This window comes from Halobacillus mangrovi (assembly GCF_002097535.1).
In the GTDB taxonomy this organism is placed as follows: Bacteria; Bacillota; Bacilli; order Bacillales; family Halobacillaceae; genus Halobacillus; species Halobacillus mangrovi_A.
Genome location: NZ_CP020772.1, coordinates 3,628,454 through 3,651,873 on the forward strand (window position 1 = coordinate 3,628,454; position 23,420 = coordinate 3,651,873).

General features: G+C 39.9%; 23 protein-coding genes and 1 riboswitch. Of the genes, 10 read left to right on the plus strand and 13 right to left on the minus strand.

Annotation, left to right across the window (positions count from 1 at the left end):
- Positions 1-49: 49 nt before the first annotated feature.
- Together HM131_RS18145 and HM131_RS18150 are read right to left on the minus strand one after the other, a co-directional pair.
- Complete coding sequence (locus tag HM131_RS18145; protein ID WP_085032103.1) at positions 50-754, minus strand: FadR/GntR family transcriptional regulator; 705 nt, start codon at positions 752-754, stop codon at positions 50-52.
- Positions 755-832: 78 nt separating this feature from the next.
- On the minus strand, positions 833-2,419 hold the full coding sequence (locus HM131_RS18150; protein ID WP_085032105.1) for an L-lactate permease: 1,587 nt from the start codon (positions 2,417-2,419) through the stop codon (positions 833-835).
- Between the two features lie 442 nt (positions 2,420-2,861).
- On the opposite strand from HM131_RS18150, the gene HM131_RS18155 reads away from it, so the two are divergent.
- The 3 genes from HM131_RS18155 to HM131_RS20995 all read left to right on the plus strand — a co-directional run bounded on the left by HM131_RS18155 (position 2,862) and on the right by HM131_RS20995 (position 4,674).
- Positions 2,862-4,049, plus strand: a complete 1,188-nt coding sequence (locus tag HM131_RS18155) for an MFS transporter (RefSeq protein ID WP_085031103.1) — start codon at positions 2,862-2,864, stop codon at positions 4,047-4,049.
- A 188-nt stretch (positions 4,050-4,237) separates the two neighbouring features.
- Complete coding sequence (locus HM131_RS18160) at positions 4,238-4,516, plus strand: hypothetical protein (protein WP_085031104.1); 279 nt, start codon at positions 4,238-4,240, stop codon at positions 4,514-4,516.
- Between the two features lie 11 nt (positions 4,517-4,527).
- Entirely contained in the window at positions 4,528-4,674 is a 147-nt protein-coding gene (locus HM131_RS20995) for a hypothetical protein (RefSeq protein ID WP_198162675.1), read from the plus strand.
- Positions 4,675-4,841: 167 nt separating this feature from the next.
- Here HM131_RS20995 and qoxD read toward each other — a convergent pair whose 3' ends face one another.
- The 7 genes from qoxD to HM131_RS18195 form a co-directional block, all read right to left on the minus strand.
- Complete coding sequence (qoxD, locus tag HM131_RS18165; protein ID WP_085031105.1) at positions 4,842-5,216, minus strand: cytochrome aa3 quinol oxidase subunit IV; 375 nt, start codon at positions 5,214-5,216, stop codon at positions 4,842-4,844.
- Position 5,217: 1 nt separating this feature from the next.
- On the minus strand, positions 5,218-5,823 hold the full coding sequence (qoxC, locus tag HM131_RS18170; protein ID WP_085031106.1) for a cytochrome aa3 quinol oxidase subunit III: 606 nt from the start codon (positions 5,821-5,823) through the stop codon (positions 5,218-5,220).
- 1 nt (position 5,824) lies between these two features.
- On the minus strand, positions 5,825-7,762 hold the full coding sequence (gene qoxB, locus HM131_RS18175; RefSeq protein WP_085031107.1) for a cytochrome aa3 quinol oxidase subunit I: 1,938 nt from the start codon (positions 7,760-7,762) through the stop codon (positions 5,825-5,827).
- Positions 7,763-7,787: 25 nt separating this feature from the next.
- On the minus strand, positions 7,788-8,741 hold the full coding sequence (gene qoxA, locus HM131_RS18180; RefSeq protein ID WP_085031108.1) for a cytochrome aa3 quinol oxidase subunit II: 954 nt from the start codon (positions 8,739-8,741) through the stop codon (positions 7,788-7,790).
- Between the two features lie 329 nt (positions 8,742-9,070).
- Complete coding sequence (locus HM131_RS18185) at positions 9,071-10,681, minus strand: sodium:solute symporter family protein (protein WP_085031109.1); 1,611 nt, start codon at positions 10,679-10,681, stop codon at positions 9,071-9,073.
- Positions 10,682-10,752: 71 nt separating this feature from the next.
- Positions 10,753-10,857, minus strand: a riboswitch (SAM riboswitch).
- 287 nt (positions 10,858-11,144) lie between these two features.
- Complete coding sequence (locus HM131_RS18190; protein ID WP_085031110.1) at positions 11,145-11,666, minus strand: CotY/CotZ family spore coat protein; 522 nt, start codon at positions 11,664-11,666, stop codon at positions 11,145-11,147.
- A gap of 310 nt (positions 11,667-11,976) precedes the next feature.
- Entirely contained in the window at positions 11,977-12,627 is a 651-nt protein-coding gene (locus HM131_RS18195; RefSeq protein WP_198162676.1) for a CotY/CotZ family spore coat protein, read from the minus strand.
- Positions 12,628-13,228: 601 nt separating this feature from the next.
- Between HM131_RS18195 and HM131_RS18200 the strand changes: the two genes are divergently transcribed.
- Both HM131_RS18200 and HM131_RS18205 read left to right on the plus strand, forming a co-directional pair.
- Positions 13,229-13,486, plus strand: a complete 258-nt coding sequence (locus HM131_RS18200; RefSeq protein WP_085031112.1) for an alanine:cation symporter family protein — start codon at positions 13,229-13,231, stop codon at positions 13,484-13,486.
- Positions 13,487-13,814: 328 nt separating this feature from the next.
- Positions 13,815-14,603 carry a CsxC family protein gene (locus tag HM131_RS18205; protein WP_198162677.1) on the plus strand — a complete coding sequence of 263 codons (789 nt, stop codon included), beginning with the start codon at positions 13,815-13,817 and terminating at the stop codon, positions 14,601-14,603.
- A gap of 65 nt (positions 14,604-14,668) precedes the next feature.
- Here the strand turns inward: HM131_RS18205 and HM131_RS18210 are convergent, their stop codons facing one another.
- Together HM131_RS18210 and HM131_RS18215 are read right to left on the minus strand one after the other, a co-directional pair.
- Positions 14,669-15,970 (minus strand): hypothetical protein, encoded by a 1,302-nt coding sequence (locus tag HM131_RS18210; protein WP_157130864.1) that lies wholly within the window; start codon positions 15,968-15,970, stop codon positions 14,669-14,671.
- Between the two features lie 575 nt (positions 15,971-16,545).
- Positions 16,546-17,334 carry a CsxC family protein gene (locus HM131_RS18215; protein ID WP_198162678.1) on the minus strand — a complete coding sequence of 263 codons (789 nt, stop codon included), beginning with the start codon at positions 17,332-17,334 and terminating at the stop codon, positions 16,546-16,548.
- A gap of 85 nt (positions 17,335-17,419) precedes the next feature.
- Here HM131_RS18215 and HM131_RS18220 point away from each other — a divergent pair, with 85 nt between their 5' ends.
- Positions 17,420-17,659 carry a hypothetical protein gene (locus HM131_RS18220; RefSeq protein WP_198162679.1) on the plus strand — a complete coding sequence of 80 codons (240 nt, stop codon included), beginning with the start codon at positions 17,420-17,422 and terminating at the stop codon, positions 17,657-17,659.
- 67 nt (positions 17,660-17,726) lie between these two features.
- Here the strand turns inward: HM131_RS18220 and HM131_RS18225 are convergent, their stop codons facing one another.
- Entirely contained in the window at positions 17,727-18,512 is a 786-nt protein-coding gene (locus HM131_RS18225) for a CsxC family protein (RefSeq protein ID WP_085031115.1), read from the minus strand.
- A gap of 228 nt (positions 18,513-18,740) precedes the next feature.
- Here HM131_RS18225 and HM131_RS18230 point away from each other — a divergent pair, with 228 nt between their 5' ends.
- Together HM131_RS18230 and HM131_RS18235 are read left to right on the plus strand one after the other, a co-directional pair.
- The gene (locus HM131_RS18230) at positions 18,741-19,931 is read left to right on the plus strand and encodes a ParM/StbA family protein (protein ID WP_085031116.1); all 1,191 of its coding nucleotides are present in this window, start codon (positions 18,741-18,743) and stop codon (positions 19,929-19,931) included.
- Between the two features lie 12 nt (positions 19,932-19,943).
- Positions 19,944-20,312 carry a hypothetical protein gene (locus HM131_RS18235; protein ID WP_085031117.1) on the plus strand — a complete coding sequence of 123 codons (369 nt, stop codon included), beginning with the start codon at positions 19,944-19,946 and terminating at the stop codon, positions 20,310-20,312.
- Between the two features lie 97 nt (positions 20,313-20,409).
- Here HM131_RS18235 and HM131_RS18240 read toward each other — a convergent pair whose 3' ends face one another.
- Positions 20,410-21,039, minus strand: coding sequence for a CotY/CotZ family spore coat protein (locus HM131_RS18240; protein ID WP_085031118.1), 630 nt, complete (start codon positions 21,037-21,039; stop codon positions 20,410-20,412).
- Positions 21,040-21,514: 475 nt separating this feature from the next.
- Here HM131_RS18240 and HM131_RS18245 point away from each other — a divergent pair, with 475 nt between their 5' ends.
- Both HM131_RS18245 and HM131_RS18250 read left to right on the plus strand, forming a co-directional pair.
- Positions 21,515-22,942 (plus strand): alanine/glycine:cation symporter family protein, encoded by a 1,428-nt coding sequence (locus HM131_RS18245; protein ID WP_085031119.1) that lies wholly within the window; start codon positions 21,515-21,517, stop codon positions 22,940-22,942.
- A 137-nt stretch (positions 22,943-23,079) separates the two neighbouring features.
- On the plus strand, positions 23,080-23,385 hold the full coding sequence (locus tag HM131_RS18250) for a hypothetical protein (protein ID WP_085031120.1): 306 nt from the start codon (positions 23,080-23,082) through the stop codon (positions 23,383-23,385).
- Positions 23,386-23,420 lie beyond the last annotated feature (35 nt).

Sequence of the window (23,420 nt, forward strand, 5' to 3'; positions counted from 1 at the left end):
ATCTGATGACTAACCTGGATAAAAAGGATGCTGAGTGTCTCAGAATCCCTTATTTCAAATAACCCGCTAAAGATCGTTCAACGCTGCTCAAGTGAGCATACATCGCTACCCGCGCTTCCTCTTCCTCTTTCGCTTCAATCGCAGCCAAAATCCTTTTATGTTCTTGTAAAAGTTTGTCCGTTCCATCGTTTGTGTGAAGCAGTTTACGTGTCTCCCGCATCGCCTGAACCATAATTTCTGAAACACTGTTCATCAAATTGATAAGCATGTGGTTGTGGGTAGCTCTTACAAGTGCCATATGGAAATTCAAGTCTGCCTGTTCTCCAAGCTCGCCATTTCCTTTGGCTTCTTCCATTGCGTGTAATGCTTTTTTCATTTGTTCTAAGTCTTCTTCGGAACGAGAAGCGGCGGCTGAGCCTGCTGCTCCCACCTCTAAAATCTTTCTTACCTCAAGCAAGTCCTTCATGTCTTCTGGTTTCATAAGAAACGCCACGGAGACCGGTAAGGAAAAGCGTGTAGCATCAAATGATTTCACATAGGTTCCTTCCCCCTGCCGCATCTCCAATAGACCCATCGCTCTTAATGCGCTCAGAGCCTCCCGAATGGCTGATCTTCCTACATCAAAATTTTTAGCAAGGACTTCAACACTATCTAATTTATCACCGGATTTCAAAGTTCCATTCTTTAAAGAATCGAGCAAGGAATCGGCTACTTGTTCATAAATCTTTTTCGTTCTAATTGGTTTATATTCCAACATGCTGCCTCCAACCTCAAGTCACGTATTACTTTCATTTTACTCTAAATGTCCGTGAATCGAAAGGGGAAGCGTTTTCTAACCAATCAACGTAATAATAAAAGCGGCAAATCCAACCAGCAGCCCGTAAAGCAGAGCCGGTAGAATCGTTTTCCGAATAATATCGCCCTCTTTTCCTGATAGCCCTACAACAGCTCCTGCGGCAACAACGTTGTGTACACAAATCATGTTGCCTGCAGCAGCACCAATGACTTGCAAGGAAAGAATCGTATCCTTAGCTAATGTAGTTTCTTCAGCAATACTATATTGAATCGGTGAAAACGTAAGCGTCGAAACTGTAGCACTTCCCGTTATGAACGCACCCAGCTCTCCTAAAAACGGAGCCGCTAACACCCACATGGACCCAAATGCGCTCGCTAACGTTTGAGCTATGTACTGAGGCATACTGACCAAATCATTCGCATTCATCCCAGAGTTTGTAAACACCTGCACGAGCGCAAGCGTTGCAACTAAAGCCAATGCCGCGTCCTTCATAGAAAGAATGGATTCCTTAGCTGCTTTCGTAAAATTACGGAATGATTTACGCTGGATAACTACGGCTAAAATAGCAGCAAAAACGAGCACAGATCCTGGAGAGTATAGCACTTGCCATTTGGAAGTAATTCCGTCCACCCCAAGGATGTTTGTCCATGTGAGATCCACCCAAGTCAGCGTAAAGTTCTTCACGGCTGGGACAATCCTTGTGAGTAACAGTAAAGCAACGATGACAAGGTACGGAGACCAGGCTGTCAAAAGAGTCATATTCGATTTCTTTTCTTCTACAACAAAATCCTCCTGCAGGGCATCCTGCCACGAAGACTTTGGCAGTAAAAAGCCTTTTTTTGCGGTAAAGGTCGCTGCGATTAACCCAGTCAATGACGCAAGGATTGCAACAAATTCATGACCGAATAAAGAAGCATAAAGCAAAGCAGATGACGTATAAAGAAGCCCGATGAATAACGTCCATGGAAGCATCTCAACTGCATCCTTCCACCCTTTTTTCTTTCCAAAGAACACGGTCAGGACGACGACTAAGATAAATGGAATGAACGTCCCCGCAAATAAATCAAAAAATGCGATTTGCACCCCGATTTCACGATAAAATAATAATCCCGCTTCAGGAAGATTACTTAATCCAACTTGAATTGGTGTGCCAACCGCACCATAGGAAACCGCTGAACTATCCGCAATGAGCGCAATCGCTGCAGCTGCCATTGGCGTAAAACCTAAGGCCACCATCAACGGCCCCGTAACAGCTGCCGGTGTTCCAAACCCCGCTGCTCCCTCAATCAAGGCACCGAATAAAAAAGCGACAATGACAATTTGGACACGCATGTCTGTGGAGATATTCCTGAACCCCTGGTTGATCCGATTCACTGCTCCTGTGTGTCTAAGTGTATTCAGCAGCACGATGGCTCCAAATAGTATAAATAAAATGGTCAGCGTCTTATGGGTCCCTTCTAACACCGAAGCAGCGATGACCTCTCCCTTCACTCCCCAGGCAAGGAATGCTAAGCCTATAACAATTACTGCACTAAAAAACATCCCCTTTTTGGCTGGCATACGAAAGAGGACCAAAAATAAAAAAGGAGCAATAATTGCACTTAAAGCCACCATTAATAACATCATGATCCCTCCGACTTTGATTGTTTCATAGCTTTGTGAACGCTTACAGTATAACCATAAAAATAAGGTCATCAGATGACCTGCTTTTAGTATTTTACACATAATTGTCACAAAAATGCAAACGCTTTTTGAAAGGGAAATCATTTCCTAATTCCCTTGTTCACGACATGAAAGCCGTTTATAATATAAACAGCTTATACATAAAGGAGGGAAAATCATGTTTACGTTCGCATTAGACATCAAGCAAGTTAAAAAATACCTCGTATTAATGATGTCTATTATTGGAATTTCAGCCTACTACGGGACACGTGTGTCCTTTTTTAGCTGACATTCTAATATGCTGTGAACGTGAGTATGATTTCCCCGAAATAACGATGAGGCACAGGAATCTTACTTTCCTGTGCCTTTTTATGTTGATTTATGTATAAGGAGAGACAACGATATGTTAAAAACAAAAACGAACATCTATATGCTTTACTTCTATATATTCTTTGCCCAGTTGTTTTTCGACCGCGCCCTCTGGGTGATTTATCTTGGTGACAAGGGAATGACTTTCGGCCAGATTGGTATCCTGGAAGCATTTCTTCATCTGGCCATTGTTTTATTCGAAGTTCCTACAGGAATGGTCGCTGATTTGTACGGGCGAAAAACGAGTCTTGTGCTTGGTAACTTTTTCAGCTTACTATACGGACTATTCATGATGATCAGCGGATCCTTTTCCCTTTTCACACTTGCCTTTATGTCGATGGGGCTTATGATTACTTTCCATTCTGGTGCGGAACAAGCTTTTGCGTATGATACCTTAAAAAATGAAAAGCGTGAAAAAGATTATACCAAGGTTGTCGGCAGTATGACAGCACTTGCCCTGTTATCATTGAGCGTTGCAAAATTTCTCGGTGGATTTCTCGCTGAAGTGAGTTGGGAATGGGTATATGGTTCAACTATCTTTACTCACGTGCTGGCTATCATTCCGCTGTTTTTCATGAAAGAACCTGAGCGTGACAAAACGGAGGATATTGGGGGACGCTGGTATCATCAGTGGGTTCACCAATTTAAACTGGGCACCCGAGTGTGGCGGAACAATCCGATCATTCATAAGCCTGTGGTGCTATTTATTTTAGCCTCTTCTGTTTTAGTCATTATCACCTTTTACGGACAGGAATATTTCATTCAATTAGGCTATTCACCTGTTGTCGTTGGAGCGGTATTTACGATCGAAGGTTTACTAGGTGTTGTCATGGCGAAGATTGCTTATAAGGTTGAGGAGCGTTTCAAATTCTTTAATCTTTTATATTATGGCCTCGGTCTCTACGTGCTGTTTTTCATATTGTTTATTTTCGCAAGTAATTGGGCGATTCTACTTTCGTTCCTTTTCCTTGCCCAGCTGCTCAGTCTTTTTGAGCCGATCTTTACAGCGTTCGTCCAAAACCTTCTTACAAGTAATGTGCGCTCCACCTTTTTCTCAATGATCGGTCTGACAGAGAGCTTCGTTATAATGATCAGCTTCCCTCTCTTCGGTTATGCAGTAGAAAAAACTGACTTCACCCAAGGATTTATGGGACTTCTGATCATATTCTTTACAATGGTTACCGGGTTCCTTCTTCTTCAAAAGTTCCAGACTGATAAATAAGATCATACCAAAACCTCTCATGAGTTCTAGGACCTCAAGAGAGGTTTTATTTAATAGGTAAAGTGGAATAATTTAGGTATAGATACCTAATTATGAACAATTTGTGTCCATTGTGAGAATAATTTGTTACAATATTAAATAAGATAACGCTTACACGGTATCAAAAAATAAAAAAGGAGTTGTGGTCAATGGGTGTAGCCGTATTGTTCCTGTTGCTTGCAACAGTAACTCCATTTCTTTTTATTCAAATGAAAAAACCAGTTTTAGCAGCCGTGCAGTCCGTACTATTAGTAGGGATGTGGGTGTACTTTTTCCAAGTACTGTACTTTACAACACCAGCGGCATTCTCCATGACATGGAGCAGCTACTATTTAAGTCTAATTGTAGCAGAAGTCGCCTGGGTGATGTTCATCATTGCTATGGTAAAAGCAAACCCAAAACTTCAAGAAACAATGGAAAAATTGTAAGAGCTTGACCGATGAAACTAAGTATGAATAATAAAAAAAGCCCTTTTCCAATTAATTGGAAAAGGGCTTTTTCGTTTAATCCGATGGTTGAATTCGAAACAGCTGAACCATCGCTTGTGAGAAAGCAAGGACAGCGATTAAAGCCAGAAGCAACTTAGGACTGTACCCACTATAGAATAATCCCACCAGAGAGATTGCTGTCAGTGCAATACATATGACAAAACTAATAACGTTTTTCCACAAACCTGAGGGTATATTATAAAGGTGTTTATCGTCCTGCTCCACAACTGTTCACCATCCTGTCTTTTGTTAATACGAAATTCCCCTAATGACTGCCTCCATGCTCTTCTTGTTGCTGTTGTTCTTGCTGTTGATGACCACCGTCACCATCATGACCACCATGGAAGCCGAAAGACATCGTAAATAATGAACCAGCGACGATAATCGCGGCAAGTGCGAACCCGTGGAACATCATGTTCCATGGTACATGGCCGCCTCCACTTCCCTTTTCCGTGATGTGCATGAACATGAATAGCTGAACACCCGCTTGGAGAAGAGCCAGGATTAAGATGGAAATGATCACCCATCTAACAGGCAAGTTAGAGCTTACGACTGCCCAAGCTGCGAGTAACGTCATCGCAATAGACAATAGAAAACCAATTACGTGGTTCATCGGTATGCGTTTCTTAGGGTCGGCCATTTTATATCACCATCCCAATCAGGTAGATACCTGTAAAGATAAAGATCCAGACGACGTCCAAGAAGTGCCAGTACAGACTGATGATAAAGACTTTACGATTCGTTACATTCGTAAGTCCTCGTCTTGACAATTGAATAAGCAAAAGGATCGCCCAGCCAGTTCCCACAGTAACGTGGAGCCCGTGAGTACCTGCCAGCACAAAGAATCCTGACCAGAAAGCGCTGGACTGCAAAGTGGCTCCTTCATGGGCATAATGCATAAATTCATATATTTCAAAGCCAAGGAAACCAAGACCTAAAAGCAGCGTAATAATCAGCCAAGTCATAAGTCCCTTCAATGAACCTCGACGCATTTCATGAATCGCAATCCCGCAAGTAAAACTACTTGTAAGAAGTAAGAACGTCATAATCAGCGTCGTCTTTATTTCAAATAATTCGCCAGGATGCGGGGCATCCGCGGTTCTTCCAAACAATACAGCATAGGTTGCAAATAAAGTGGCAAAGAGCACAACTTCCGCTCCAAGGAAGATCCAGAAGCCGAGAATGCTCATCCGGCCTTCCTGGGTACGATATTCTAATGGTCCTGTTTTCAATTCATGTGCGGACATATCATAACCCCCTCGCCGAGCGTTCGATACGCTTAATTTCATCAACTTCAACATGGTAACCTTCATCATAATCAAAGGATCTTACTCCCATCATGATGAAACCTCCAATTAATCCGGCGATTGCCAAAGGAATCCATTCAAATACTAATGCAAAACTTGCGAAAGCGAAGAATGCCATCATAATAATCGGCTGTCCTGAATTACTAGGCATGTGAATCGGCTCAAGTTTCGATTCGTCATACGTTGTTTCGCCTTTTTCCTTCATCGGAAGGTAGTAATCAATACCATCGACGTGCGGAATGGTCGCAAAATTATAAAAAGGAATAGGAGTCGGTGTCGCCCATTCGAGCGTTCTTCCGTTCCATGGATCTCCTGTTTTCTCTCGCTCACTATAGCGGTAGCTGTAGTAAATGTTAAAGACGAATACAGCAAAGCCTAATCCCATTCCGAACGCTCCCACTGTAGAGATTACATTCAATGGCAGCCATTCTTCAATTCTTGTAATGAAGATACGGCGCGGCATTCCATCTAGTCCTAAGAAATACTGTGGGAAGAAGCACACATGGAAGCCAATAAGGAACAACCAGAAGCTCCATTTTCCAATACGTTCATTGAGCTTGTGTCCAAAAATTTTCGGATACCAGAACACTAGACCTGCAAAGCAGGCGAATACAGTACCTGCAATCAGCACATAGTGGAAGTGCGCAATTAAGAAGTAGGAATTGTGGAACTGAAAGTCGGCTGCTGCCATACCGAGCATGACACCGGTAACTCCCCCGATGACAAAACTTGGTATAAAGGCCAATGCCCACAAATTCGCTACCGTAAACTCAATTTTTGATTTATATAAGGTTGCCAGCCAGTTGAAGATTTTTACTCCGGTAGGCACGGCAATTAACATTGTAGAAACAGAGAATACAGAGTTTACAAACGCTCCTGCTCCCATTGTAAAGAAGTGGTGGACCCACACAAGGAAGCTGAGAAGAGCGATGATGATCATGGACCAAACCATTGCGTGATAACCAAATAGTCGCTTACGAGCAAACGTTGCAATGACTTCGGAGAAAATACCGAAGGCTGGAAGAATAACGATGTACACCTCAGGGTGACCCCACATCCAGAATAAGTTCGCCCACATCATCGGCAATCCTTCACCAGTCAACGTAAAGAATTGAGAACCAAAAATACGGTCAATCGTCATAAGAGCCAATGCTACCGTTAAAATAGGGAAAGCAAAGACAATAATGAAACATGTAACTAAAGTAGACCAAGTAAAAATCGGCATATGGAACAATTTCATACCAGGAGCACGCATCTTGAGGATCGTTACCATCAAGTTGACTCCGGTAGCAAGCGTTCCGATACCGGAAAGCTGAAGTCCCATTAAGTAGAAGTTCTGCCCTGGTCCTGGACTCATTGCCGCACCGGCTAGCGGTGTGTAACTCGTCCAACCTGCATCAGGAGAACCCCCGATAACAAAGGAGATATTGAACAACATTGCTCCAAAGAAGAAGGACCAGAAACTGACCGCGTTGACAAACGGAAAGGCAAAGTCTCTTGCCCCTATTTGCAATGGAACGATAATATTCATTAAACCAATAAGAAACGGCATCGCCATGAAGATAATCATGACTGTTCCATGTGTCGTAAAGATTTCATCATAGTGCTGGGCATCTAAAAAGTTAAGTCCTGGAAATGCCAACTGGATACGCATCATTAAAGCGTCCATTCCACCACGGAACAGCATTGCCAGAGCACTCAAGATATACATAATTCCGATTTTCTTATGGTCAACGGTTGTTAACCATTCACGCCATAGCCATCCCCATCTTTTGAAATAAGTCAAAAGGAAAATAGCCGCTGTTGATACAAGGACAATCGAAACCATGGCCCCATATATAAGTGGTTCACCAGTGACTAAAATGTCAGTGATGTTCATGTTTTTCACCTGCTTTCATTTAATACTACTCGTGTGAAGATGGTACACCATCACGATCTAAGTGAAGCTTTTCTTTGTAGGCTTCACGGTGACGTTCAACAGCATAATCACGGCCATCGTTCGTGGCGTGATTGACCCACTCTAGGTGAGTAGAAGAGAATTCCATTTTATCAGTTAGTCCAGGCTCAAGAAGAGAATCATACTTTTCCTGAGTTAGGACCGGTGCTTCACTCTTCGTTTCTTCTACCCATGCGTTAAATTGTTCTTCACTTTCCGCATGGACTTTAAAGGTCTGATCTGTAAAACCTTCTCCTGTGAAGTTGGAATTACGCCCATCATAGACGCCTTCTTCACTTGCTTCGAGGTAAAGTTTGTTCATCATTCCTGCCATATTGTATTTCTGGCCGCCGAGGGCAGGAATCCAAAGGGCTGCCATCGAATCTGCAGAGCTTAAACGAAATTCAATTGGACGATCCGTTGGGATATGAAGGTAATTGACCGTTTCTATTCCCTGCTCCGGATAACTGAAGAACCATTTCCAGTCGGCTGATGTAGCATGAATGACTAACGGTTCCTCATCTAAGGTTTCTGAAGGATCCTCATAGGATGTAGCCGCTGCAGGGTCTTCCAGATCATACAGTGTTTCAACTGTAGGAATAGACAGCGCTATAACAATAACGAAAGGAACAACTGTCCAAATGATTTCAATTAATGTATTGCCATGAATAGATGGATCGTAGTCTTTATCTCCACGACCAGGTCGATCGCGGTATTTGATAAGCATATAGGCGAATAAGCCGAAAACAACGACTACAATTCCCAGCATGAACCAAAGAGAATATATAATCAGGTCATTTTGACTTTGAGCCACAGGACCCTTAGGATCAAAAACAACCATCTGTTCACATCCGCTTAAGAAGAAAACTAAGCTGAGCGGAATCAAAAACAACCATTTAGACCGATGCCGCTTGTTTTTCATGTAGTTTCACACTCCTATCAATCTATAAAATTTGTCCTAATAAGTATCCGAGATATTTATAGTAAGGCTTGAATGATTATAGCAGATTCAGTCGAATTCTAGGGTCTTGTTCAATAAGTTGTCACATAAGGTTCAAGAATCCTTAAAATTTCTGCAACAATTCAGCCATGATTCCATGTCTTTTATGGTTTAAATGGTATGTTCTTCATATCAAGCCACCAGGTACCAACAATCTTATTAGGAAAAAATGCCTCGAAACTTTACTCAGAAAAGTAAACCGCAGACAAAAAAGCCTTTCAAGGGTTCTAGTACCCTGAAAGGCTCGTTCATTATCCCGTTTGAAGAGATTTTACAGATTTTGTTGGTTTTTCTCGAATAAAACTCATGCAAGTGATAAACAAGCTAGAAACAATCAAAGCTAAAACCATTCCTAAAATTCCTGATGTATAGAGATAATCAAATCCTGGAACGAGCACTAGAATCAATAGCAAGGCGAAAGCTGTTGCGTAAGCTCCAATTCCTGTTAGAGAAGCGTTCCAAACCCAGGCATTGTTCTTATCCAGCAAGCTCACAGTTACTATTGTAATGATATTAATCATCATACCTATCCAGACCGGATGAATATTCAAGTAAAACTCGTTGATGCCCCATCCTCCGAGATGGTACCAAAGCAATCCAGAGAAAGAACCTGTAAACAAGGAAACAAACGCAGCCCTTTTGGTGACAACAGGCCAGAATATCGCTGCAACAACGGGTGCAAATGTAGCAGAATTACGTGTCACCCAGGCTAACACATTCCACCACGCGGATTGATCTGACCTTAAAAAGGCAAAGCCAACCATCAGGACCGTCAGTAATAGCAGTGACCATTTCGTGTAAGTGACCAGTTGTTTGTCCGTTGCTTTTGGATTAAGGGCCCGGCCTACATCACGACCAAGACTTGTTGCACCGGAAAATTGACAAGGTGCTCCCCAGCTTAAAGCCGCTGCCCAGAATCCTAAGAAAAACAAGGCTACCAACGGTGCCGGAAGAGTTTCCATTAGATAGAGAGGAACCGCTACGAGCCCTTGTGTCTCCCCTGGAACGACCTGAGCGGCAGCCAGCCCGAAGACTACGGCCCCAATAATAAGTGGAATCCCTAACAGCGACGCATATAGCAGTCCATTCCTTCCTTGCTCAGGTGTCTTGCAGGAAAGCGCCATTTGAAAAGCTGCCTGTGCAAGAATGACATTAAATAGGAAGGTTCCGAACCAGGCTAGGATCGTTTGCACGCCTACACTCCCAAAGGAGGCGTAGCTCGGTTTATCCTGAAACAACGATTGCAGTCCATCTATTCCTGGATTAACAAAAAAGGCATAAGTACCAATTGCAAGCATAACGAAAAATACAATGACATTACTAAGCTGCGTTAATCCCACAGACCACATACCACCAAACTGCAGGTATACAAATAACAATAGTGCGGTAACTCCGACTGACAACATAAGTGAAAGACCAGTAAACACAGAGAGTGCCGATGCAAAGGCTAAGGCCGTTGCTACCGACCACATTGGAAAAGTGAACGCCGTAATCGCACCAGCTAATCCGCGAACCTTTTCACCGTATCGATCCCCTAGCAGCCCAGAGATAGTCACAAGCGCCTTTTTTCTGAATGGGGCAATGAGTACTAGGGCAATAATCAGCACTTGTACCGTCTCGGCAACCCCATACCATATCGCCGATACACCCTGCAGATAACTTAATTCTATAATAGCGATATAAGAAGAACCTGAGAAAAGTCCCGTAATACAAACCGTTACAAAAAGAGTGTTAAAGCCTCGACCGCCTACAAAATAGCCGTTTCCGCTTGAAGCTTTCCTCCTTGCCACCTGGCTGATAAGAATAAGAAAAAATGTGTACGCCAAAGCAAAACCGATGAACCAATACCCGACTGTTGTCATATTTGAAGCCTCCCTCTAAGTTGTTTATACAAAAAACGACCCCTTCCAAATAAGGAAGAGGCCGTCTCTCTTCCTCATCTTCCAGACTTAACGTCTGTTGGAGTTAGCACCTTGTCAAAACTGACAGGTTGCTGCAGGATCGCGGGACCAAATTCCTCCCCTGCTCTTGATAAGGATGTTTTTCCGTATAAATTTAACTATCACTGTACAGCAGTAGATTAATAAAGTCAATGATAAATCTGAAAATTAAAATAAATCGGGCGATGGAATCAGCCAATGCAGCTCCACCTCCTAAGAACTTTAACAGACCTAAGAATATCAAAGGTGACTCCTTTCACGATAAAGGCGGCTAGCGTACCACAAATCTCATACAACATAATTCTTAGTGCGTTTTCCACGTTTTGCTGGCTGTACCAAAAAAAGAGGATCCTTTTCTAAGGTCCTCTTTTTTTAAAAAATAACTTTATTCAGTTTCAGTAGCAGCACGTCTTCTACGTGCGGGAGCGATACCTCCATTACCATTTCCATTCATGACTACGTTAGGATCAATGCATTGAACTGTACATAAGCAGTCACAGTCAACGACTATACATTGCCCCGTACGCTCTAGTGTTAAATCGCCTCCTGTACCACATATTTCCCTTAGAGGTACACAACATTGGTTTCCTGTATTAATCTGTCTACTAGGCAGCAATAGTTCAAGTTGGACACAGCCTGTATCTTCATTAACATTGTTAACTCGGAAATAGACTGTTATTTCACAATCATTGTCTTCCAGATTAATAAAACCGAACAATGCTGTATTCGCCTTAGTTGTTAAGACAACCGGAATGGTATCGTGATTATTGTTGACCATACTACAAAAGTCATTTACGCAACCATTACTTGGAGTATTTGCATTATCCTGCCTTTCTTTAATATCCGCTAAAACACTACACACACAATTTAGAAAACCATTTCCATCAGAATTACTTCCACAACTCATACAAAAGTAATCTCCTTTCAATATTTAAAATCATTTTCGTATTACAATATGCTTTCTCTTTCAAAAGGCTTGTGTAGGTGTCCCGCATATGTAAATTTTGATTTATCAACCCAAATCCTTTAAGAAATGATCCATTCAATTAAAGTAATGAATAACATAAAATATCAAAGGTGACTCCTTTCACGATAAAGGCGGCTAGCGTACCACAAATCTCATACAACTTAATTCTTAGTGCGTTTTCCACGTTTTGCTGTCTATAACCAAAAAAAGAGGATCCTTTTCTAAAAGGCCCTCTTTTTTATAAATAGTTTTATTCAGTTTCAGTAGCAGCACGTCTTCTACGTGCGGTAGCGCTACCTCCATTGCCATTTCCATTCATGACTACGTTAGGATCAAGACATTGAATGGTACATAAGCAATCACAATCAACGACTATACATTGTCCCGTACGCTCTAGTGTTAATGCGGGGCCTGCACCACATATTTGGTTTAGACGTACACAGCATTGGTTTCCTGGAGCAATCTGTCTACCTTCATTAGGCAGCAACAGTTCAAGTTGGACACAGCCTGTGTCTTCGTTAACATTGTTAACTCGGAAATAGACTGTTATTTCACAATCATTGTCTTCAAGATTAATAAAACCGAACAATGCTGTATTCTCCTTAGTTGTTAAGACAACCGGAATGGTATCAGGATTATTGTTGACCATACTGCAAAAGTCATTTACGCAACCATTACTTGGAGTATTTGCATTATCCTGCCTTTCTTGAATATCCGCTAAAACACTACACACACAATTTAGTAAATCATTTCCATTAGAATTACTTCCACTTGGGATAGGTCTTGGTGCATGGTTTTGTGCATGGTTTTGTGCATGGTTCGGCGAACAGTCTGAACTTTCCAGACTCTCTACTAAATCGTTACTCTCGTCATAGTAACCATCGTAGCAGTTTTTCTTCATATTTATCTCTCCTTTATTAAAATATACCTCATCCTTGTTCTTCAGGTACTCCATATAAAGTATGTAGGTTAGGTGAAACGGGGTTCATACAATCACCCATTATTTATGGAAAACAAACGTTAGCCCATGATAAAAATTCTCCATAAAATTTTTTATTCGATTCATACATGCTCTTTTAGTTGATAAAGGAAATTTAGTTTATAAATTCTTTCATACCAATAAGCCCCTGTAAAATATATGTAATTTGTTGAAAGATGGTGAATAAAGATAGATATAACGATACACGTTATTTAATTTTCAGAATAAACAATCAAATGACAAGAAGAGATACAACCAATGGGAGAATGGCTTTCTAGCCATCATTATTTCTCAAACATTTGTAGATAACATCTTAGGTTGTTCTTGCTACCGCCTTCATTATTATCCTTGCCCTGCCTTCCAAAAAGGTGATGTATCAGGGACGGATGGGCCGACGTCTTTATCTCTGTTGCCATTTACTTATTCCTTCCGCTCTATTGTTGGGTCTTACTACTATGGAGGAACAAATATTTAGTTCATTAAAGAAAGCAACCCCGCGTTATTGGCTTTCAGATGAGGAACGATGGTTTTTGTATTGATAGGTTCCGTTTCTATCATAAGCCTAGTATGGAAGATGGCCGATTTATTCATGGCTCTTATGAAAGTGATCAACTTGGTAGCAATATGCCTAGTAGGTAAAGTAGCTTTCAAGGTGCTAATAGATTATGAAATGCAGCGTAAGGAAGGAAAAGAGTCTGTTTTCAAACCGTTTGAACTAGATATTGATAATACGGAAGCTTGGGAAGAGGAAGAATGTTTAAAAGAAAAAGCGGTCATATAATAATAGAAAGAATAAAGGCTTGGGATTTCCCAAGCCTTTTAATGCTTCATCATGTATTGCTCTTCTTTATTGATTTCATATCATATGACACACGTAATCTAGCCTATGTTCATAGTTTATTGTAACTAGACGATTTCCTCTTAAATAAGTCAGCTTGAATATACTCTTTTATGTACTTGTACAAATACCTATTTTTACCAGATTAGGCTTTAATATAGTAAGCCTAGCGACACTCGTCCATTCCAAACCAACACCAGGTACATATATTACTAGTGAGTCAGAAGAAACTACTAAACTTTTGACTTAAATATATTAAGGAGTGAAAAATATGAGAAAAAACACTGGCTGTGGAAATGGTCACAAAAAATGTCCACCACTTCCAAGTAATGAAGTAGCAAAGTCTAGAAGCTTGCATACTGATACCTTCGGTGTCCCTTTCGGTGACGAAGAAAAGACAGTTGTCCTTCAAGATGTTTTCATTCAATCTCTTACAGAAGCAGATTTTTATCTGCCAACTTATGCAAGAGCAATTAAAAACATCGAGAAAAACGTGTTCTTAACTCAATGTAAAGCGATTCCTGTGCCTGGTTTTCCTTGTAAAGTCAAACTTTTCGTAGAAGGATTTGTACACAAAAACATTCAATATGTTGAAGAGGGTTTCGGTAATGTAAAAGATTTCAGCATTGATATTCCATTCAAAGCCTATGATCTAGTAAAACTTGAAAAACCGGTTAAATTCCCATTTGGTACTGAATTCAGTGTCAAAGACAATGTACTTCAGTACAGAGAGCTAGCAAAAGATGGCATGGGAGCCGACCGCTGTGAATTTGGTTCACTAACATGGGAAATCAATAATGAGCCGATCGAGTGCAAACTCCTTGCGCACGCCGTAAACCAGTTGGACATTGTGCACAACTTTGATAACTGGGGACGTTTTAACAAGATCACAGAAAAAATGGATATCACCCTTGTTATTAAACTAACTCAAAAACAGCAAAAAGATAAAAAACGTAAGAAACCACCGGTTAATTCTAGTAATGGATACTCTTCTGAAGAAACAACTGAATCTTATCCTGAAACGTCTATGGACAGATTCAGAAGAAGCATTGGTCGGTAAGCAATAAAACAATAGGTGTCTCTTTAGATTAAGAGACACCTATTATCTTTTACTTGAGCCCTTGTTTAGGAATAACAATGAATATATTGCTCTTGTAATAGATCTATACATAATTGAACATTTCCTTGAACTAAAAATTCTTGAGAATTACAATGTACATCTAACTCATTATGCCAAACAAAGTGGATCGATTGTAATTGTTCTTCAATAGGTTTCGCAAAGCTTTGGTGATGTTCATAGTGAACACTTTCTTCTTGCTCATCTTTAAAGGCATATTCTTTTTGGCTTTTATGGGAGTGTATCGGTTCCTTGAGCCACTTTATACCGACAATTCGATCCCAATAAACAGGACATTTCAGAGAATGGAATGTGCGTTCAGATGTATCACTTACATATTCAATATCTGCTAGGAGTACCCCGCTTAAGAACGCAGTGGATGATTTTGAAAGCACTTGGACTTTTAAGGACTGGAGGTTCCATTCGATTTTTGTTACCTCTTGAATCCCCTCTATGAGTTTGACCGATTCCATGATATCAATATCAACGTTGAGCCTTGAGAGTAAAACCGGAAGTTTAACTAAAAGAGGATCTTCTTCTTGTTCTTTCTCTTTCTTATCTAAAGGGGCTTTTGCATCTACAATATCCTTTAGTTCTGCCAAAACTTCGTTACTAGAGCTGCACATTTTTTCGTGCAAGATATCAGAAAATTTTTCCGATAGAGGCCGAGACTCTTCTAAATAATCCATTGGATCAATCTCTTCTTCATCTAGTGAAGAAGATTCGTAGGGTTCAGAAGAGGATTCATCTAGTTCGATGGACGAATCTTCTAATCCTTCGAATTTGAAAGGAGAAGATTCACTTTGTTCTATTGAGGCATCCTCTAATTTATCGATTTGGAAGGAAGAAGATTCATGTTGTTCTTCATAAGCATCCTCTAATTCATCGATCTCGAAGGAAGAAGATTCGTTTAACATGGTAGAAATGTCACTATAAATGGCATCTTCTTCCTGATGTGAAAAATCCTTTTCATGTACGTCTTCCTTTACTTCCAATCGATCAACCGATTCTTCCACAATGGATTCAGCCAGGTCCATTTCCTTTTGAGAAATATAGTGGTTTTTAAATCCGTCATATTGACTTGAAGAACTCTCAATAGAGGTAAGGATGTCTGATAATATTAAAAAATCACCTTCACCATCATAAGCATCGTCTTGTGTATAGATTTCTTCATCTTCAAATAAATCTTCTTCTTGGATCCAGTTAATAAGGTTAGAAGAAGCTGCCTCATCTTCGTCACTAGAAGACCATTTTTTAATAGGCACAATTTCATTATACATGGACGCTTCAGATGAGGATTCATCTAACATAGAAAGAAACTCTTTTAAAAGCGACCCCTTTTGGCCATTATCACTTAAATTATTTCTTTCATCAAAAAACTTATCCTCATCAAACTTAAACTTATCTTCTTGATAATTGTCAGAACTATTGCTTTTGGGGCTAGAGGTATTTTCTTTCCGTTTGGAGGATTTACGCTTCCTAAACTCATTAGAATCGGCTCTTTTTTTGGAGTCTTTCTTTTTCTTGTCACGCTTTGAGCCCGTGGATGAATGTTGATTAGATATTTCTTGATCATAAACCTCAGGTGGGGGAGTGATCACAGGATGAGAATTTATGTCCCCGTTCCTAAGAGGTGTATAGATATTATTTTTTTTGGAGACCTTTTTATTATTCATTTGTTTTTTAGGATGGGTGGAGTGATGGTATTCGGCAAGGTCATTCTTATAACGATTTGATTCAGATGGGCGTGCGCGTTTGGATCGATGCCGATTATTCCAATGCTTCTGTATGAATGTGTTTTTTTCACTCTTCATATACCCTAGAAAGGTGCTGCTTTTCTAGCATCCTTCCCAACCCCCTCCTTCTTCTATTTTTTCCATTCTTATTAGTCACATGATTCCGAATAAGAGTCTTTTTCACAGTAATCATTTGTCGTTGAAGCCACCCGTATTTGTTGATTTTGTAAAACTTTCAAGCGGATATCTAGAACCATTTTTTCTTCCACTTTAGTAAAGTACCCTTCATTAAACGGAGCATCTCCTGGAAGTGGCATACGATCCAGGGCTTCATCCCATTCAATGATGCTGCTTGAAATCAGCTCACAGAAAGGAAGCTCATTATAGAATTGGCGGCTCTCCTGGTGAAATTGGGAAAGATCACTTGATAGCAGCTGGTCTTTTTCAGGGAACCCGGACGGTAAGGATTTCGTCACGGCAAAATCAAACTCTTCCCGATTGTTGATTTTCGGCTGGACCGGATATGATAAGAAGTCTTTAATTTCCGTTACACATTCAAATGGAATGTCTACTGTATAAGAGTGCAAATCAGAGGCTACTGATTTTGATGTACTTTGATCGATCTCAGGACTAGGACTTGCATATTGGATATTTTTACGTACAAATCCTTTAATAAATAATTTGTGAGTTGGAAGCAGCAATCTGCATTGAGTCAAATTGACTCGTTTTTTAATGTCTTTGATCTCTAATACTGGTTCAGGGAAGGTGATGGTTTCATCTAAATTTAATTGCAGGTCAAGTTCCGCTAATACTACAGGAACTTTAGAGTAAATTTTTCCGAGACTTACTTTCGGTTTAATCGCTTTGTTCTCACAATGGTGTAAGTTTGATGTCACTTTACAATCATAGTTATTGAAACCCTTATTCATATCAGTCATTTGATTTCCTCCTAAGCAAATATACTTCATCGTATGTGGGATGAATGACTATGTTTGGGCGAAAGTCTGAATTCTGGGTTTGAATATGGGTGATAGCCCTTGTGGAGAAAGGGGTTTGCGGGCAAGAATTTTTATTTATGGTGCTGAATTTTATAAGGCAGCAGGAGAATTTATTCCCTTTAACAAAGACACTGCCTGGATAATCCCCATTAAGGTTTGTCCAATCTTTGAATTTGAAATTAGAGTTACACGTCTCTTGGTGACTCATTTTATTTCTTATATAGAAGAAAAATTTAAAATGACCAAGAACATTCATTTTGAATAAGTTATAGATATGTAAAAAACATAACCAACCACTAAATATGGATAGTGGTGATTATGTTTCTACGCTTTTACGCAGTGCCGTTGTCGTTGTTAACTTCCACTAGCTGCTCTTGAAGAACTCTGACTCTGAAGGTGAGCGTCATTTTCTCTACCATATGGTGGAAAAAGCCCTCATCGACAGGACTGTCGTCGCCATATCCACCGTTTATAGATTTACGATCTGTGGCCTCATCCCATTCGATAATGTCATGAGATACGAGTTCACAAAATGGCAGGTCGTTATAATACCCAGTACTTGCTTGGTGGAACTGTGAGATGTCACTAGATAAAAACTTATCTTTTTCAGGGAAGCCTTTACCTAAATCTTGAGCTCTGAAGAAATCGAATTCACTTCTTGTATTGGTTACAGGCAAGATTGCATCTACTTCTAACGTAACTTGTGTGAAGCATTTAAAAGGAATCTTTACTGTTAATGACTTCAACTCAGCCGATACGCATTCACCTTTGTCATTATGACAAGGAGAGGCGTATTGAATGTTTTTACGTACATATCCCTCAAGGAACAATGGAAAAGGTCCTACTGAAGATGGATCCGTTGGTCTTGCCACTCGAGTCATCAGACGGCATTGAGTAATAATGACTCTTTTCTTAATATCCTTAATTTCCATAACTGGATGAGGGAATTTGATATCAGCAACTAGATGAGTCGTAACATCATAAGTCCCCAATTTTACAGGCACTCTGATTTGACGGGTATCCGTTATGGCTGTTTCAGCATCTCGACTGCTCATGCACTGTTCAACTGAAGCAGACATACTAAGGTCTACACAATCATGATGATTATCTTTTTTCATCAATTTTTTCCTCCTTTTGATTTAACCTCACTGTATTTTATGCATACCTGTCTACCATGCATGGTTAAATGAATCAGTATAAACGTGGATTTTTATGACAACTTTTAAAAAATGTCGATTTATAGACTAGATTCCATTTAACAGGCACATATTTAAAAAGTTTTTATTAGTACTTGCACACCCTCCCGCCCAATTCGCATAGGCTAGACCATCAGGAGGTCGATCAACATGTTAAAAAACAATATTTTTGCTGTAGATGTCGGAAACAGCTGGTATAAGGTCATCGCTTCTGACGATGGGGAATTGCTTGAATACCAGATGCCAAATGCCATTGCCTTATTTGATGAAGAATTTTATGAAAAACCCTACGATGAAGAAGATGTGGATTTCGAGGAAAATCTCATTGTTGAAATTAAAAGCCCGACCGTAGTTGACAGACGTGAAATTTATTACATCGGTAAAGCTGCGATGAAGCAAAAGAATGTTAGTCTCACCTCTTTTAATAATCAAAAAATCGATGAAGAACGCACTTATATTCTCTTACATTCGATAGCTGCATACCATGCCCTTCTCTCCAACCCATCAGAAGCAGAAATTGATTACCATATTGATCAATTGGCTGTATCCCTCCCAACCACACAATACAAAGAAAAGAAAGAAGTCTTCAAAGAACGCTTGAAAGGCGTTCATACTGTTATTTTTCATAAAGTTCCCGGCATTCAAGAACCAAAAGAAGTGGCTGTAAAGATTCATATTGACGATGTCATTGTAGGAGCTGAAGGGGCACTTGCCTATTTAAGCCTCACACGTGATCCTGAGACTTTGAATATCAACAATGATTCACTGGTAAATGACTCACGAAAAGGCATTATCATCGGAGACTTAGGTGGAGATTCGGTTGACTTTGTAGGAATAAAAAATAACAAGCCTGTCGCTTCTATTGAAGGAGAGCAATTTGGTATCAATCAATTTTTAGATAACATCATTCAAAAAGTGAGCAAGAATGAGCTCTACAAATTTAATTCAAGATCAGAGCTTGAAGAAAAATTAGCGGCAGGGCAGTCGGAATGGTATGTGGAGCCTTTTGCCGGTGTAAAAAAAGATATTAGTAAATACATTATCCCTCAACTCAAATCTATGGCCATTAAATACCTTGAACATTTTGATCGAGTGAGGAGCAGTTCAAATGAGATCAACGGGGCCGTACGCTATATTGCCGTTGGTGGTGCGGCAGATATTGCTCAAAGACAAATCAAAGAAGCTGCAGTGAAGTGGAGTGAACGAGGCAGACCTATTGAATTAACATTTCCTGAGGATATGGCTAAACTGAATGTTCAAGGCCTGTTGATCCTTGCGAAAATGAATCTGCTTAAGAAGGATAAGATCGGTCAGAATGATTATGTATTGGCAAAAAGCTAAAGGGTGAAAATAATGTCAAGAATATACAGTGATTATTTTAATCAAACTGTTTTAACTATTCCTGACACATTCATTGATGTAAAAACTGGCGAAACTCATCAAGTGTCTCCTAAAATCAATGAAGAAATTGAATACCATTCCATGAATAATACACTGCAGCACCTCATCTTCTCTGCTCTTCATAGCTACTTTCAACAAAAGCAAACGAATCATGAAAGTACAAATGATTTACTACTTGAATTACTAGAAATCAAAAAAATGTTGAATCATGGAAACAGGAATAGTTCCTCAGTCAGGAGCAAGCCGATTGAAAAATCAGTCACGTCTGAAAAAGTGGATCTGAAAGAGATCGAGGATCTTCTTGAAGCATTTGGGGGATAAGAAGCTTATGTATAGAAGGTAGCCTAACCGATTAGGTTTACCTTCTATTCTGATTTTCTCAGAATAAATCGACTTGTAGTAGTGCTTCTGACCATTCTTACAAATGTACTGCAGGCAAGCAAGTTACTGCACAGAAACAGGATAGGTCAACGTTAATACAAATTCCAGTGCCTACTAAGTCATCCAGATCCTTGTGGTCTATTTGGCCGCAAGCTGAGTGATCATGTTTGCTGTGGCATTTTCCATCTCGATCCTTTTTAGGTTTCAGATCTGATTTAAACACAAGCAATTCAAGAACCGCACATTTCTTATCGATATCTTTGACTTTGAAAATGAACGTGTTGACACATTTGAATTTTGTCTTCTTCGAGTGGCAAGTGTATGTCGTGACTCCTGTACCCTTATAAGGATCACATCCACAATATAAAATGACTGGAATGGTGTTTTTCTTTACTTTTTTCTTTTCCCCTAACAAGTCTTCGATCGACTGTTTACAGGATGTATGGCAGTGGTTATCCTTTTCAGCTTTCTTTTGTGCAATTAGAATTGCTTCTAATACATCTTCTACACAGTTTTTATAGTGTTTGAACTTTTTATCGTCTTTCTTTTTATCATCTTTCTTTTTATGTCCGCAGCATTTTTTCTCATGATCTTTTTTCCAGTCATAATCAGAGTCATAACTATCATAACTGTCATAACTTTCGCTTAGATAATCATTAAAACTCAATTTTTTCACTCCTCCATTTATTGGCTCACCACATTATACGTTGAAGAGTGAATCTTGCTTAATAAGAACGCCCAGAAATGGAGGATAAAGAATTCTAGGTTGTCCTAATGTTTCTCCAGTCTAAAAGCCGCTATAGAAATAATAAGAGTGCATTAAAAAGAGCTTCGGTTTTCCAAGCTCTTTTTTCCCTTTCTTCACTTCGTATCTTGTCACAGGTGAATTTTCCCCTAAACCATATAATACATGAATATAAATACCCCTTTTTATACATTAAATTCCATCATCCTCCTTCAAAATAATTGTTCATAAAAGGAATATTAGTTTAAAAAACCCTCTATTAGCAATAACTTTCATCTATTGTCAGAATAATGTAATTTGCCTTAATCTATTGAAATCAAAAACAGCTTATGTATAATAATACCCGTGATTGAATTTTCAGAATTAACAATCATAAAGACAAGGAGAGATTCGACTAATGGAAGAATTGCTTTCAAGCATTATTGACTTTTCGAATAACATTCTTTGGGGATACGTCCTCATTGCAGGATTGTTAGGAATTGGGATCTACTTCACCATTGCATCCCGATTTGTACAGTTCAGATTTATTGGAGAAATGATCCGGGTATTGGGGGAAAAACCTCAATTCGAAAATGGAAAGAAAAATATATCACCGTTTAAATCCTTCTGTGTAGGTGCTGCCACACGTATTGGTACAGGGAACCTGGCCGGAGTTGCGGTAGCCATTACTTTAGGAGGACCTGGAGCGGTATTCTGGATGTGGATTGTCGCCCTCCTTGGGGGAGCAACGGCTTTCATCGAGAGTACACTGGCACAGGTATATAAAATCAGGGATTCAAAAGCATTTCGCGGCGGTCCAGCTTATTATATTGAAAAAGGTCTAAAAGCTAGATGGCTGGGGATTGTTTTTGCTGTACTCATTGCTGTTACATTTGGACTTATATTCAACTCTGTTCAAAGTAATACGATTGCTTTGGCTTTTGAAAATGCTTTTGGTGTCAATCGCTTAGTCATTGGATTGATCGTAACAGCCATCACAGGTCTGGTTATCTTTGGAGGGGTGCACAGAATTGCCAATCTATCTAGTGTCATCGTTCCAATTATGGCTGTTCTTTATTTACTAATTGCCACTGTTGTATTGATTATTAATATTGGAGAATTGCCTTCTGTTATTGGGTTGATTGTCGGACATGCCTTAGGGTTCGAACAGGCTGTGGGCGGCGCAATCGGTGCAGCTATTCTAAATGGTGTAAAACGCGGGTTGTTCTCTAACGAAGCTGGTATGGGTAGTGCACCAAACGCAGCGGCAACTTCTACGACTTCACACCCGGCAAAACAAGGGCTTATTCAATCACTAGGTGTATTTGTAGATACGATTTTAGTTTGTTCTTCAACAGCATTCATTATTTTGCTTGCTCCTGCATTTCGTTCAGGGGACATATCAGGAATTGAATTGCTGCAGAACTCTCTTAACTCACATATTGGCGGATGGGCAGGCATCTTCATTTCCGTGGCCATCTTCTTATTCGCTTTCAGTTCAATCATTGGTTCTTATTACTATGGAGAAAGCAATATCGAGTTCATCAAAGAAAGCAAATCAGCGTTACTTGCCTTCCGTTTAGGAACTATGGCCTTTGTACTCATTGGTTCCGTATCCAGCTTAAGCCTGGTATGGAAAATGGCCGACTTGTTCATGGCACTCATGACCGTGATTAACTTGATTGCCATTGGGTTGTTAGGTAAAGTGGCCTTTAAAGTCTTGAAGGATTACGAAATGCAGCGCAAGGCAGGAAAAGATCCTGTATTCAAACCTTCAGAATTAGGAATAGAGGATACCGAAGCCTGGGAAGAAGACAAAGAAGAAGAAAAAAGAGCTGCTATTTAATAGGAAGAAAAAGAGCCTGGATCTTCAGGCTCTTTTTTGTATGAGAAACTGTCATCAATTCTCAATATCTTCTCCACAGTTTCTTCAGAAATCAGGCGTAAACTATAAATATAGAAAAGAAAAAGGAGCTGATAGACATGAAAAAGCTATTTATTGGAGCTTTAGCATTGGGAATAGTGGCTACTGGCGGAGTGACAAGTGTGTATGCTCATAGCAATCAGGGAGGGATGGCATCAGTAGATATGAATATGATTGAGATGAATGACATGCACCAAATGATGCAAGGTCAAAACGGTTTCATTAATTTTGGTCAGATGAAAAAAGTAATGGAAGACATGCATCCTGATTTGACCAAACAGGAAATTAAGGAAATGTACGCGGCCATGCATGGCACAAATGGGGCAGAACCTAGTGCAAACTTCGAAAATTGCATGCATGAATAGCAAACATAAAAAGCTGTCCTAAGGATGGTTCATTC